Genomic DNA, 13,403 nt, shown 5'->3' with positions numbered 1-13,403 from the left:
GCGCCGGATGGCCGGTCACCAGCTCGCGGATCCGTGGCGCAAAGCTGCGCTTGGTTGTCTTGCCGACCTTCAAGCCGAAGCCACGCAAGATCCCGCGCAGGCTGTTCTCGACGTCCTGGAGCTTGTTCTGGACCAGCTTGCGCGCCGTCAGCATTGCGCGGGTCTCCTGCGCGCTCATCGACTTGCAGTGGACCGGCCGGAACCAGCCGAGCCGGATCAATTGCGCGATATTGCGGGCATCGTTGCGGTCAGACTTCACCGGCATCGCCTTGAACGCGTCGCTCACATGGCGCGTCTCCAGAAGCTCGACCGCCAGACAGGCCTTCTTCATCGCCGCATAGAGCCATTGCGACAGCGGTCCGGCTTCAAGTCCGATCCTGGCCAGATCGAACCCGAGCGAGCGGAACCAGTCGATCAGCGCCTCCGGCTCGCTCGCCACCTTGGCCTCGCGAACGATCTTGCCGTTCGCATCGACAACGCACACGCTGGAGCATTCCAATGACACGTCGATTCCGGCATAATGGTCCATGGTCGTCTCTCCTCGATGCTTGGAGCGGGGTTCAAGCCCCGACTCCGTTACACCATCAATGTGAGGGACGACCGCCTCCCTTCCAAGCAAGCCGCGCGACGCGCGCATCAAAACAGCGCCGTAGCTAGCGCGGCTTGCTTGGAAGGGAGGACCGCGGGCCCGTTACCCCATCTACGAATTGTCGTCGTGACTACCTCGTTCCGAACGTCGTCGCGCCGAACAGCGTCTTCTGCGTCGAGGGCTGCGAGCGCCAATATTGCGGCGGCGCGCTCACCTCGCCGCCGAGCTCGGCGGCGGCGTGCCAGCCCCAGCGCGGGTCGTAGAGCATGCCGCGGGCGAGCGCGACCATGTCGGCCTTGCCGGACGAGACGATCTCTTCCGCTTGCCTCGCTTCGGTGATCAGTCCGACCGCCATCGTGGTGACGCCGGTCGCCCTCACCGCCTCTGCCGCCGGCACCTGATACCCCGGGCCGAGCGGGATCTTCTGCAGTGGCGAAACGCCGCCGGAGGAAACGTCGATCCAGTCGATGCCGCGCTTCTTCAATTCCTTGGCAAACTCGATGGTCTGCGCGAGGTCCCAGGCGCCCTCCACCCAATCGGTCGCCGACACTCGCATGCCGATCGGCTTGCGGTCCGGAAATACGGCGCGCACCGCGTCGAATACTTCCAGCGGGAAGCGCATGCGGTTTTCGAGCGAGCCGCCATACCGGTCGGTCCGCTTGTTGGCAATCGGCGACAGGAACTGGTGCAAGAGATAACCGTGCGCACCGTGCAGCTCGAGCGCGTCGATGCCGAGCCGGTCGGCGCGCCTCGCCGCGGCGACGAAGGCATTGCGAATCCGCGTCAAGCCGGCCTCATCCAGCGCGGTCGGCGCCGTCTCGCTCTCCTTGTGCGGGACGGCGGACGGCGCCACCGGCTGCCAGCCGCCTGCCGAAATCGGGATCAACTGACCACCCTCCCAGGGCCGCTGGCTCGACGCTTTGCGGCCGGCATGGGCGAGCTGCATCGCGACCGCAGCCTTGGAATGCTTGCGCACCGACGCCAGGATCGGCTTCAGCGCCGCCTCATTGGCATCGCTGTAGAGCCCGAGGCAGCCCGGCGTGATCCGCCCGATATCCTCGACATGGGTCGCCTCGATGCAGAACATCGCCGCGCCCGACAGCGCCAGCATGTTGATGTGGGTGAAATGCCAGTCGTTGGCGGAGCCGTCGTCGGCCGAGTACTGGCACATCGGCGACACCATGATGCGGTTGGAGAGTTTTAGGCCGCGCAGTTCGATCGGGGAAAAAAGTGTGCTCATTCGGGGAGTATCCGGATCGGAGGAAAGGGGCCCGCATAAGATAGAGCCGGCGCCCGCGATCACCAACCGTCCGCGTCGCCGAACGGGCCCGGGCGCAGAGCAGCAATGCGGTAGCGGCGCCCCGCCGCCAGCACGCAGTCGGCCACCGCCGAGAATTCGACCAGGAACCGGCCGCCTTCGTGCCGCTCGGCGATGCGGGCAAAGCGGCCGAGCCGGCCGGCGAAGCCGGCATCCGTCGTCATCAGCAGCATGCGCTCGCGCAGCACGAAGCGGTTTGCCGTCCGCCATTCGATCGAGGGGCTGCCGCGGCGGATATCGTCATCCTTGCCGATGTCGCGGCCGGCCACATCGTGGAACAGGCTCGGCCCGGTGATCAGGTGCGGGCGATCCTTCTCGATGACGTAGAGGTTGAGCTGCAGCGCATGCCGCTCGCGGCGCCATGAGACCGCGACATGGCGCGAATCCGTCGACCACTCCGCATGATAGGCGTTGGCCTTGGTATCGAGATTGTTGTCGTCGCCGATCGCGTCGAGCATCGCGACCTTGCGATGCGCGGGCTCCGCCATCAGCCAGACATGGAAATTGCCGCCGCCGGGATCGGCATGCGCCGCGAGCGACGTCCTGGTGTCGCGCGAAAGCCCGCCGTCGATGATGACGTATTCATCCGCGCCATAGTCGTATTCGGCCGTCGCGCCCGCCGGGGTGGCGGCGCAGGCGACCAGCGCCGCAACGAGAATGGAGATGGCGTGACGAAGCTGCATGGCCGTTGGTCGAGTTAGCCGAACAATCGGTTCGAACGCACGCGTTGGCCGGCGTCTCACTCCACCAGCGTGAACTGCAGCAGCAGGTTGCGCTGGATCAGCGAAAAATTGTCGTCGGAGATCATGGTCACCACGGTCTCGCCCTCCGCGGTGACGTGGGCGTCGATGCCCTCCATGTTGTCGATCTCGTTGCCGAGATCGGCATGGAAGATTGCCGGGCCATCGATCAGCGCGCCCGGCGCGACCTGGCTAAGCGGAATGCGGCGGATGCGGATGCCGACGCCGCCGAACAGCGAGAACTTGCGCTCCAGGATCAACAGGTCGCCGGACCGCAGCAGCACGGCATCGCTGATGTCGAAATTCTCGGTGCGGCGGACGCTGAACTGGCCCGGCGTCTTGCCGCCGACCAGAAAGGCGATCAGGTTGCCGCTGGCATCGAGCCCGCGTTCCGAGAACGCGATCAGCGTGCCGGCGAGCGGCAGGCCCTTGGGCACGAAGACCAGCCCCTCGAGCCCCTTGTTGAGCGGAAGCTTGTGCGCCGCCGGCGGCAGCGGCACCACCTCGCCGCGCGAGCGGGTGAAGCCCTCGGCAAAATCGTAGCGCAGCACCTGGTTGACGCGCTCGAGCCCGACATAGACGAAGGAGCCGTCGAGCGCGAGCGACTCCGAATCGTACCAGCGGCGGGTGGCGGTGATCGGCCTGCCGTCGGCGGCGAGCAGCGGTGCCGCCTCGACATCGTCGAGCCCGACCATCTCGCGGCCATGATAGACGATGCGGCCGGTGAACCAGCTGCCTTGGTCGCTGACCGCGATGAAGCGCTCGCCCTTGGGATCGAGCCGCAGCGCGGAGAGGCCGCCGAACCCCGGGAACGGCGAGGTCAGGATCAGCCCGCTGCGATATTCCAACGCGCCGAACCGCCGATGCCCGCGATCGCGGATGTCGAATGACGGCAGCGGCCGCGCATTGACCTCGATCGCGACCGGCTCGTCGACGGCATGGGGGTTGAGCCTGGCCGCCGGCTTCGGCGGCGGGTGGGTGGCGCTCTGTGCCTGCGCGAGACTGCCGCGCACAAGATCTGGCAGCACGGCGGCCGAAAGCCCCGCCGCCACACCTTGAAGGAAGCGGCGGCGGCTAGCGGCGGAGCGCATGTCTCACGAGTGGAGGCGGCGCCGGGTGCCCTGTGCAGGCGCGGAGCCGTGAGTTTCGCTGAACAGCTCGGCGAGTTTTTCAGTGATGGCGCCGCCGAGTTCTTCGGCGTCCACGATGGTGACGGCGCGGCGATAGTAGCGCGTGACGTCATGGCCGATGCCGATCGCGATCAGCTCGACCGGCGAGCGGGTCTCGATCTCATCGATGATGTGGCGCAAATGCCGCTCGAGATAGTTGCCGGGATTGACCGACAGCGTGGAGTCGTCGACCGGCGCACCGTCGGAGATCATCATCAGGATGCGGCGCTGCTCGGGACGCGCCAGCAGGCGCTTGTGCGCCCAGTCTAGCGCCTCGCCGTCGATGTTCTCCTTGAGCAGACCCTCGCGCATCATCAGTCCGAGATTTTTACGCGCACGACGCCAGGGCGCGTCGGCGGACTTGTAGATGATGTGGCGCAGATCGTTGAGGCGGCCCGGGTTGGCTGGCTTGCCGGCGGCAAGCCACGCCTCGCGCGACTGCCCGCCCTTCCAGGCGCGAGTGGTGAAGCCCAGGATCTCGACCTTGACGCCGCAGCGCTCCAGCGTGCGCGCCAGGATGTCGGCGCAGGTCGCGGCGACCGTAATGGGGCGGCCGCGCATCGAGCCGGAATTGTCGAGCAGCAGCGTCACCACGGTGTCGCGGAACGTCGCCTCCTTCTCATGCATGAAGGACAGCGGATGATAGGGATCGGTGACGACGCGCGACAGCCGCGCCGGATCGAGGATGCCCTCTTCGAGGTCGAACTCCCAAGCGCGGTTCTGCTGCGCCATCAGGCGGCGCTGCAGGCGGTTGGCGAGCCGCGCCACGATGCCCTGCAGATGCGCAAGTTGCTTGTCGAGGTAGGAGCGCAGCCGCTCCAGCTCGTCATGGTCGCAGAGATCTTCGGCCGCGATCACCTCGTCGAATTTCGGCGCGAAGGCGTGGTATTCCGGCCCGCGCGGCTCGTTCTGGCCGCGCGCGTTGGGCCGCGTAGCCTCGCCCGGCGTCTCGTCGTCGCCGAGCTCGCCGTCGTCGAACGTATCGCTGGTGGAGGCCTGCGCGCTCTCCATCGCGCTTTCGCTCATCTCGTCCGCGGTCTGCTGCGCCTGGTCGGCGCTCATCTCCTGCGCGGCGTCGGAATCCGGCGAGCCCTCGGCGCCGGACTGATCGTTGTCGCCGTCCTGGTTCTCGTCCTGATCCTCGTCGTCGTCGGAATCCATGTCACGCTCGTCGCCGAGATCGAGCGCCGACAACAGATCATGGACGAGGTCGCCGAACTTGGCCTGGTCCTCGGCGAAGCGGCTCAGCTTGTCGAGCCGCGAGCCGATCTTGTCCTCCAGCGCCGGACGCCAGAGATCGACCATCTTCTTGGCGGCCGCAGGCGGGGCGAGACCGGTCAGGCGCTCGCGCACCAGCATCGCCAGCGCATCCGACAGCGGCGCATCGGCACGGTCGGTGATCTCGTCATACTTGCCGCGGTGGAAATGATCGTCGAGCATCGCGGAAAGGTTCTTCGCGACACCCGCCATGCGGCGCGAGCCGATCGCCTCGACGCGCGCCTGCTCGACCGCCTCGAACACGCCGCGCGCCTGCGGATTGCCCGGCATCAGCTTGCGATGCACCTTGGGATCGTGACAGGCGATCTTCAGCGCAATCGAATCGGCATGGCCGCGCACGATCGCGGCATCGCGCTTGGTCATCTTGCGCGCCGGCTCCGGCAGCCGCGCCTTGCCGGGCGCGAGCCCGGGCCGCTCGGCCGCAAAGCTGACCTCGAGCTCGGGCTTCTTGGCGATCGCCTTCAGACAGGCCGAGACCGAGCGCTTGAACGGCTCGGTCGGCGCTTCCTTGGAACCGGGACGGAATTTGATGTTGGAGGTTGTCATCGCACCCTCACCGCCGCCGTCCCTGCGAAAGCAGGGACCGATAACCGGCGGTCGTTATTTTCCCGAACTCATGCACCAACAATTCCAGCGACGCCGCAGCATGCGGGTCCCGGCTTTCGCCGGGACCGCCAGCATTTATGACAGCGCCACGTTGACCGAGGATTCCGGCAGCTCGACGTTGAAGCAGCGCTGATAGAACTCGGCGACCAGCGGCCGCTCCAGCTCGTCACACTTGTTGAGGAAGGTGACGCGGAAGGCGAAGCCGATGTCGTTGAAGATGTCGGAATTCTCCGCCCAGGTGATCACCGTGCGCGGGCTCATCACCGTCGACAGGTCGCCATTGGCGAAGGCGTTGCGCGTGAGGTCCGCAAGCCGCACCATCTTGTTAACAATGTCGCGGCCTTCCTGGGTGCGGTAGTGGCGCGCCTTGGCCAGCACGATCTCGACTTCCTCGTCATGGGCGAGGTAGTTCAGCGTGGTGACGATCGACCAGCGGTCCATCTGGCCCTGGTTGATCTGCTGGGTGCCGTGATAGAGGCCCGAGGTATCGCCGAGGCCGACCGTGTTGGCGGTCGAGAACAGGCGGAACGCCGGGTGCGGCTTGATCACCTTGTTCTGGTCGAGCAGCGTCAGGCGGCCGGAGACTTCCAGCACGCGCTGGATCACGAACATCACGTCGGGGCGGCCGGCATCGTACTCGTCGAACACCAGCGCGATGTTGTGCTGCAACGCCCAGGGCAGGATGCCGTCGCGGAATTCAGTGACCTGCTTGCCTTCCTTGACCACGATCGCATCCTTGCCGACCAGATCGATACGGCTGATGTGGCTGTCGAGGTTGACGCGCACGCAGGGCCAGTTGAGGCGGGCCGCGACCTGCTCGATGTGAGTCGACTTGCCGGTGCCGTGATAGCCGGTGACCATCACGCGGCGGTTCTTGGCGAAGCCGGCGAGGATCGCGAGCGTGGTGGCGCGGTCGAAGCGGTAGTCGCTGTCGACCTCCGGCACGTGCGGATCGACTTCGGAATAGGCCGGAACTTCCAGGTCGCTATCGATCCCGAAGACCTGCCGAACCGACACCTTCATGTCGGGCATGCCGACGGGTTCTTGCTCTTTGGTCTGGACGGCGGTCGTCATTCATCCTCCGAGGTCGCGGGCATTCCCGAAACCAGATTAAATCGTTTGGCTGCGGATGGGGTGCTTCGCACAAGCCTAGCAGAGAGAAACGGCCGGCAGAAGCCCGCGGGGAAATCAAAGTTCCGTTGTTCTATCAGAAAGATAGTGGCGGGAAGCGGTTTTTGGAAGGCTGCCCTGCGAATCACGCCGTACTTTTACCGCAGTGCAAGGCGTGACCCGGCTGGGCACTTTTCACCCCGGCGGGGAGTTGTTAGCTCTGGAGCGACGCCAAAGCAGCCGCGGAAATTTTGTGACTTCATTCCTTGACCCATTCATCGCGTTCGTTTCGGCCCATGCCTGGCTTGCCTATCTGACGCTGTTTCTCGCCGCCTTGCTGGAGGCGGTTCCGGTGGTCGGCTCGCTGGTGCCGGGCTCGACCATCATCCTGGCGCTCAGTGCGCTGGTGCCGGGCGGCGAATTGAAGCTGTGGCCGGTGCTGGCGGCGGCGGCCGCCGGCGCGCTGCTCGGCGACGGCACCGCCTATCTGATCGGCTACCGCAGCCAGCGCGAGATCCTCTCGTCCTGGCCGCTCTCCAACTATCCGGGGGTCGTCGCCCAGAGCGAGGCCTTCTTCAACCGCTGGGGCGTGCTCGCGGTGTTCTTCGCCCGCTTCGTGCCGCCGATCCGCGCCTTCGTACCGATCACGGCCGGCGCGCTCGACATGCCGCCGGCGCGGTTCTACGCCGTCAACATTCCCGCGATCCTGCTCTGGGCGCCGGCGCATGTGTTGCCCGGCGTGCTTGCCGTCACCGCGCTGCACGACTATGCCGGCCTGCCGCATCACCAGCATGTCGGCAAGCATCTGTGGATGTTTGCGATCGCCGGCGGCGTCGTGATCCTGGCGCTCGCGGTCTGGACCATCCGCCGCCGCCACGGTGGCGGCATGATCGAGCCGGCCAAGGTCCGGAAGTAGAGCAGAGCTTATAGACTGTTCGTGGTGCCGCTGCGCCCGGGCGGCGGGCCGACATAACGCGCCCGCGGCCGGATCAGCTTGCCGTATTGCAGCTGTTCGCTGGCATGGGCGATCCAGCCGACGCTGCGCGACATCGCAAACAGCGCAAGCTCGCTGCCCGGCGGCATCCGCAGCGCGTGCACCAGCACCGCCAGCGCATAGTCGATGTTGACGAACTCGCCGGTCGCCTCCGCGATCCGCTCCGGCACTTCCTTCGTGAATTTGCGCGGCGCGCCGGCGCGGGTCAGCGCTTCCAAGAGCGACATCGCGCGCGGATCGCCCTTCTTGTAGACGCCGTGACCAAAGCCCGCAAAACGCTCGCCGAGCGCGACGCGCTCGCGAATGACCGGCGCGACATCGTTGTCGACCATGGTCTTGACCAAGCGCGAGGCGAGCACGCCGGCGCCGCCATGCATCGGCCCCTTCAGCGCGACGAGCCCGGCGATCACCGCATCGTAGAGATTGAGCCCGGTCGACGCCGCGCAGCGCGCGGTCCAGGTCGATGCATTCAGTTCGTGATCGGCGAGCAGCACCAGCGCGCGACGGATCAGGTCGGGCGCATGCTTGTTGTCGGGTGTCCAGACCCGCGCCACCTGCTGGTGCAGCGGCTCGGCCGACGGCGATGCATTCAGCATGGTCGCGACCAAGAGGCGCAGGATTCGCCCGCCGACCATCGCGCGGCCGTCGGGCGCACGGGTGAAGGCGCCGGGATCGGCGCTTGACGCCAGCGCCAGCACCGCAACCGTCCGGTCGATCGGTGGCGCGCGCCGTGCCGCCTCGGCGATAGCACGCATCTCGTCCGAGACATGCGGACAATTATCCGCCGCGAACGGATCGACATCGGTGACGTCCCACAGCAGCGTCGCGGTGTGCTCCAGCGTGTCGCGCTCGGCGAGATCGACGCAGTTGACGCCGCGATAGATCGGGCCCTGCTCGGTGATGGTCGCGATCGCCGAATCCATCACCGGCAGGTCGGCGTCGAAATTGCGGAAGCCGCGCGGCTCGGGCGACGGCACGCGGCGCTCCTTCAGGCCCCTGATGTCCTCGGCGCGGTAGCGGTGGCTGCGCGAGTCCGGCGACGGCTCGGAGCGGATCAGCCCGCGGCTGACATAGGCATAGAGCGTCGCCGGCGAGATCGCGAGCTCGGCGGCGGCTTCCCGGGCGGAGAGGTAGAGCTCGGCGGATTTTTTCATATTGATTTATATAATCAAGATTGATCAAGACGTCGAGAGGCCCGACCTTGTCCGGCATGAAACAAGGAGATCGGCCATGACCATGCATCTCACCAAAAGCCAGATCGGCCTGGACGGCGTCCCCGCCGCCGAGACCGTGTTGAGCCATGTCGACGGCGAGCGCGGCGAACTGATCATCGCCGGCGAGCACGTCGCCAACCTCGCCGGCAAGTCGAGCTTCGAGGGCGTCACCGCGCGGCTGTGGAACAGCGCCGGCGGCAAGGCGCTGACCGAGGCCAATGTCCGTGCCAGCCTGGGCGCCGCCCGCGAACGCGCCTTCGCCCGCCTGCCCGACCTGCTGCCGGCCACCCGCGGCATGTCGATCGTGGACGGCTTTCGCGCCGCGATCGCGGGGCTGCGCGGCGAGAGCGGGCTGGAGCACGAGGCAGTGATCGTCGGCGCATTTCCGGTGATCGCGGGCGCCCTGGTGCAGCGCGCGAGGGGCAACGATCCGATCGCGCCCGACCCGAATGTCGGCCACGCCACCGACACGCTGCGCATGCTGCTGGGGCGCAAGATCGAGCCGCGCGAGGCCACCGCGCTCGATACCTACCTCGTCACCGTCTGCGATCACGGCATGAACGCCTCGACCTTCACCACGCGGGTGATTGCCTCGACACAGGCCGACCTGTTCGCGGCCATCACCGGCGGCTATTGCGCGCTGACCGGCCCGCTGCATGGCGGCGCGCCGGAGCCGGTGCTGGAGATGCTGGATGCGATCGGCACCCGTGAGCGCATCAAGTCCTGGGTCGACGACGCGCTGGCGCGCGGCGAGCGGCTGATGGGGTTCGGCCACCGGGTTTATCGCGTGCGCGACCCGCGCGCCGACGTGCTGAAGGCCGCGATCGAGCGGCTGGCGGCCGACGGCGCCGACCTGCCGTTTGCCGGCGAGGTCGAGGCCTATATCCGCGCAGCGCTGCGGAAGAAGAATCCGGAACGGCCGCTCGAGACCAATGTCGAGTTCTTCACCGCGATCCTGCTCGACGCGCTGGAAATCCCGCGCCAGGCGTTCACGCCGATCTTCGCCATCGCCCGCGCCGCCGGCTGGACCGCGCACGCCCTCGAGCACCGGCGCACCGGACGGCTGATCCGGCCGAGTTCGTCCTATGTCGGGGCCATGCCGAAGGGCTGAGGATTAACCGCCGAACCGTAGCCCGAATCTTCTCCTTCCCCCTGAAAGGGGGAAGATCGGGATGGGGGTCAGCCACAGGCGATAGCGTCGGTGGAGAGACCAGATCCCCACCCGCTTTGCTCTGACGAGCAAAGCGACCTCCCCTTTTCAAGGGGAGGCGCGAAACTACACAGCTTCGTGCAGGGACGACGGCGAGTTAGGCCTCGCGCACCACGGTCTTGAGATAATTATACGCCTTGATGATCTCGATCAGGCGATCCTCGGTGGAGCGGTCGCCGCCATTGGCGTCGGGGTGGTGCTGCTTGACCAGCGCCTTGTACTTCGACTTGACGTCTTCCAGCGTCGCGCCGGCGGCGAGCCCCATCACCTGCAGCGCCTTGCGCTCGGCGTTCATGACCTTGCGCGCTTCCGGCTTGGCCTGCTCCGTGCCACCCGGACCGGGGCGCCAGCGGCCGCGGCCGTTGAGCTCGGAGAACATGTGGAACGGATCGTGCGCGGCGTCGAAGCCGGCCTCGTCCTTCTTGCCGCTGTTGGCGCCCATCTTCCAGGTCGGACGATGGCCGGTCAGCGCGTCCTTCTGGTAGCGCGCGACGTCGTCCGGATTCATGCCCTGGAAGAAATTGTAGGACTGGTTGTACTCACGCACGTGGTCGAGGCAGAAGTGCCAGTACTCGCGCGAATTCTCACGGCCCTTCGGGGCGCGGTGCGCGCCCTTGTTCTGGCAACCCGCCCACTCACAGGCAAACGCCTGTTCGCCGGCCTGCGCCTGGCGCTTCGCACTCACCTTGGTCGGCTTGATGCGAATGGAGTCGAAGAATTTGGATGAATCGATCGGCATGCTGTCTTTGACTACGCAATGCACAAATCTTCAAGTCTTGACATTGCGCAGACCTCGTTTCCCGCTTGTACCATTGACGAAAAGCTACCGCGAACGTAATGCCGCCGCCATGAGCACCAAAGACGCTATCATAAACAAGTTGCGTGAAGCTTTCTTGCCGGAAAGCCTCGACGTGGTCGATGAATCGCATCTGCATGAGGGCCACGCCGGCCACAGGCCAGGCGGCGAGACACATTTTCGAGTATATATTGTGTCTCCGGCCTTCGAAGGGAAGAGCCGGATCGAACGCCATCGCATGATAAATGCGACGTTGGCGCAGGAACTCGCGGGCTCCGTGCACGCGCTGGCGATCCATAGCTACGCCCCGGGGGAAAAGCCGCGCTAGCGCGGGCTTGCCACAAGACGCCGCGGCGGTTTTCATCTATTGAGGATGGATACTTCCGGGCGATGGCCCTGCCCGATCTGCGCGCAGGCAAGGTTGACGATCGCATCGCCGCCGATTGATGAGGGGCCGCTGATGATCCCTTGCTGGCCACGCTTCCGGGCGATCGCAGCCGCCGCCGGCCTGCTCCTGCTCTGCGCGACACGGCCGGCCCCGGCGCTCGACATGCCGAGCCCGTTCGTCCAGGAAGTGCTGATCAAGAGCATTCTGGTCTCGCTCAACGACGCGGTGGCGTCCAATAATTTCACCGTGTTCCACGCCAAGATCTCAAAGCCGTTCCGCGACCAGTTTACGCCGGACAAGCTGAAGACGATTTTCAAGGACCTCGTCGACAAGCACGCGGTGTTCGATGCCATCGTCGCCAAGCCGATCATCCTCGACGAGGACGCCAAGATCGACGACAAGGGCGTGCTGCGGCTGAAGGGCCATTTCGACACCACGCCCAAGCAGGTGAAGTATCAACTCGGCTTCTTCCCCTCCGACGGCGCCTGGAAGCTGTCGGGCATCTCGATCGATATCGAGTAGTCCCTCCAACGACTCTCAGACCCGTCATCCTGAGGCGCGAGCTCTTGCGAGCCTCGAAGGATGCACGGCCACCAGCCGGGCCGTCGACCCTTCGAGGGCCGCTGCAGAAGCGGCCCACCTCAGGGTGACGGTGATGGGTTGGCGCCGGCCAAGGCGACTAGAACGCCGTCCCCGCCCGCCTCGGCTTCTTCTCTTCGGACTCGGCTGCGTCGCGCGGGACGGCGACGATGCGCAGTGCGGTGATGCGGTTGCGCTCGCGGCGGAGCACGCGGAAGCGGAAGCCGTGGAAGGTGAAGCTCTGGCCGCGCTCGGGAATCGAGCGCGCCTCGTGGATCACGAGGCCGGCGACCGTTGTCGCCTCCTCGTCCGGCAGGTGCCAGTCCATCGCGCGGTTGAGATCGCGGATCGGCACCGAGCCGTCGACCACGACCGAGCCGTCCGGCTGGGCGCGCACGCCGGCGACGACGACGTCGTGCTCGTCGGAAATGTCGCCGACGATCTCCTCCAGAATGTCCTCCAACGTCACCATGCCTTCGACCTCGCCATACTCGTCGACCACGAGCGCGAAGTGGGTCTTGCGGCGGCGGAACGCCTTGAGCTGTTCGGACACCGGGCGCATCTCCGGCACGAACCACGGCGGCAGCGCGATCGCCGAGGCGTCGATCGACGACATGTCGCCTTCATTGGCGCGCATCGCGCGCAGCAGGTCCTTGGCGTGCAGCACGCCGACGATGTTCTCCGGCTTCTCCCGCCACAGCGGAATGCGGGTGTATTCGCTCGCCAGCACCTCGCGCACCAGCTCCTCGGGCGGCAAGTCGGCGTTGACCATGGTCATCTCGGTGCGGTGGACCATCACGTCGGAAACCTGCAGCTCGCGCAGGTCGAGCAAGCCGCCGAGCATGTCGCGGTCCTGCTTCTCGACCTTGCCTTCGTGATGCAAGAGATCGACCGCGCCGCGCAGACGCTCGGTCGGCGACAGCACCGCCTGGTGCGCGCCGACCTTGATGCCGAGCAGCTTCATCAGCGCCAGCACGATGGTCTCGATGATGGCGAGCAGCGGCCCCAGCACGAAGATCGTCAGCCGCATCGGCCGCGCGACCAGCAGCGAGATGCGGTCCGGTGCGTTGATGGCAATCGTCTTGGGCAGCACCTCCGCGAACACCACCACCATCACGGTCATCACGGCGGTGGCGTAGAGCACGCCGACATCGCCGAACCAGGCAGTGAACACGCCGGTCGCCAGCGCCGAGGCACCGATATTGGCAATGTTGTTGCCGAGCAGCAGCGCACCGATCATGCGCTCGCGCATGTTGATCAGCTTGGAGACGACGCTGGCATCGCCGTTACCCTGCTTCGACAGCCGCAGCATGCTGGCGCGCGAGGCGCCGGTCAGCGCGGTCTCGCTCGCCGCGAAAAACGCCGAGATGAACAGACAGACCAGCACGATCGAGAAGGTGAACCAGCCCACT

Annotated in this window: 13 protein-coding genes; 4 read left to right on the top strand and 9 right to left on the bottom strand. The window is 66.2% G+C overall.

Going from position 1 to position 13,403, the window contains the following annotated elements:
- The 6 genes from CI41S_RS42715 to cobS all read right to left on the bottom strand — a co-directional run.
- Positions 1 to 529, bottom strand: a 529-nt coding sequence (locus tag CI41S_RS42715; RefSeq protein WP_139864925.1) for an IS110 family transposase, incomplete at its 3' end; no start/stop codon positions are given.
- Between the two features lie 190 nt (positions 530 to 719).
- Positions 720 to 1,829 carry an NADH:flavin oxidoreductase/NADH oxidase gene (locus tag CI41S_RS42710; RefSeq protein ID WP_139864917.1) on the bottom strand — a complete coding sequence of 370 codons (1,110 nt, stop codon included), beginning with the start codon at positions 1,827 to 1,829 and terminating at the stop codon, positions 720 to 722.
- A 59-nt stretch (positions 1,830 to 1,888) separates the two neighbouring features.
- Positions 1,889 to 2,590 (bottom strand): hypothetical protein, encoded by a 702-nt coding sequence (locus CI41S_RS42705; protein WP_139864916.1) that lies wholly within the window; start codon positions 2,588 to 2,590, stop codon positions 1,889 to 1,891.
- Positions 2,591 to 2,646: 56 nt separating this feature from the next.
- Positions 2,647 to 3,738 carry an esterase-like activity of phytase family protein gene (locus tag CI41S_RS42700; protein WP_172628416.1) on the bottom strand — a complete coding sequence of 364 codons (1,092 nt, stop codon included), beginning with the start codon at positions 3,736 to 3,738 and terminating at the stop codon, positions 2,647 to 2,649.
- 3 nt (positions 3,739 to 3,741) lie between these two features.
- On the bottom strand, positions 3,742 to 5,640 hold the full coding sequence (gene cobT / locus CI41S_RS42695; RefSeq protein ID WP_139864915.1) for a cobaltochelatase subunit CobT: 1,899 nt from the start codon (positions 5,638 to 5,640) through the stop codon (positions 3,742 to 3,744).
- Positions 5,641 to 5,775: 135 nt separating this feature from the next.
- A complete protein-coding gene (gene cobS, locus CI41S_RS42690; RefSeq protein WP_371814880.1) occupies positions 5,776 to 6,774 on the bottom strand; it encodes a cobaltochelatase subunit CobS in 999 nt (332 codons plus the stop codon).
- Between the two features lie 289 nt (positions 6,775 to 7,063).
- Here cobS and CI41S_RS42685 point away from each other — a divergent pair, with 289 nt between their 5' ends.
- Complete coding sequence (locus CI41S_RS42685; RefSeq protein WP_139864914.1) at positions 7,064 to 7,726, top strand: DedA family protein; 663 nt, start codon at positions 7,064 to 7,066, stop codon at positions 7,724 to 7,726.
- An 8-nt stretch (positions 7,727 to 7,734) separates the two neighbouring features.
- Here CI41S_RS42685 and CI41S_RS42680 read toward each other — a convergent pair whose 3' ends face one another.
- The gene (locus tag CI41S_RS42680) at positions 7,735 to 8,958 is read right to left on the bottom strand and encodes a citrate/2-methylcitrate synthase (RefSeq protein ID WP_139864913.1); all 1,224 of its coding nucleotides are present in this window, start codon (positions 8,956 to 8,958) and stop codon (positions 7,735 to 7,737) included.
- A gap of 76 nt (positions 8,959 to 9,034) precedes the next feature.
- Between CI41S_RS42680 and CI41S_RS42675 the strand changes: the two genes are divergently transcribed.
- Positions 9,035 to 10,129: a citrate synthase/methylcitrate synthase gene (locus CI41S_RS42675; RefSeq protein ID WP_139864912.1), complete on the top strand. Its 1,095-nt coding sequence runs from the start codon at positions 9,035 to 9,037 to the stop codon at positions 10,127 to 10,129.
- Positions 10,130 to 10,325: 196 nt separating this feature from the next.
- On the opposite strand, the gene CI41S_RS42670 is transcribed toward CI41S_RS42675, so the two are convergent.
- Positions 10,326 to 10,967: a J domain-containing protein gene (locus CI41S_RS42670; RefSeq protein WP_139864911.1), complete on the bottom strand. Its 642-nt coding sequence runs from the start codon at positions 10,965 to 10,967 to the stop codon at positions 10,326 to 10,328.
- Positions 10,968 to 11,076: 109 nt separating this feature from the next.
- Here CI41S_RS42670 and CI41S_RS42665 point away from each other — a divergent pair, with 109 nt between their 5' ends.
- Complete coding sequence (locus CI41S_RS42665; RefSeq protein ID WP_139481819.1) at positions 11,077 to 11,352, top strand: BolA family protein; 276 nt, start codon at positions 11,077 to 11,079, stop codon at positions 11,350 to 11,352.
- Positions 11,353 to 11,484: 132 nt separating this feature from the next.
- Positions 11,485 to 11,934, top strand: a complete 450-nt coding sequence (locus tag CI41S_RS42660; RefSeq protein ID WP_139481746.1) for a hypothetical protein — start codon at positions 11,485 to 11,487, stop codon at positions 11,932 to 11,934.
- Positions 11,935 to 12,091: 157 nt separating this feature from the next.
- Here CI41S_RS42660 and CI41S_RS42655 read toward each other — a convergent pair whose 3' ends face one another.
- Positions 12,092 to 13,402 (bottom strand): HlyC/CorC family transporter, encoded by a 1,311-nt coding sequence (locus CI41S_RS42655; protein WP_139481745.1) that lies wholly within the window; start codon positions 13,400 to 13,402, stop codon positions 12,092 to 12,094.
- Position 13,403 lies beyond the last annotated feature (1 nt).

It is taken from the genome of Bradyrhizobium ivorense, from assembly GCF_900696085.1.
Lineage (GTDB): Bacteria > Pseudomonadota > Alphaproteobacteria > Rhizobiales > Xanthobacteraceae > Bradyrhizobium > Bradyrhizobium ivorense.
The sequence above is the reverse complement of the archived record's forward strand: the minus strand, read 5'-3'. Positions and strand labels throughout refer to the sequence as shown.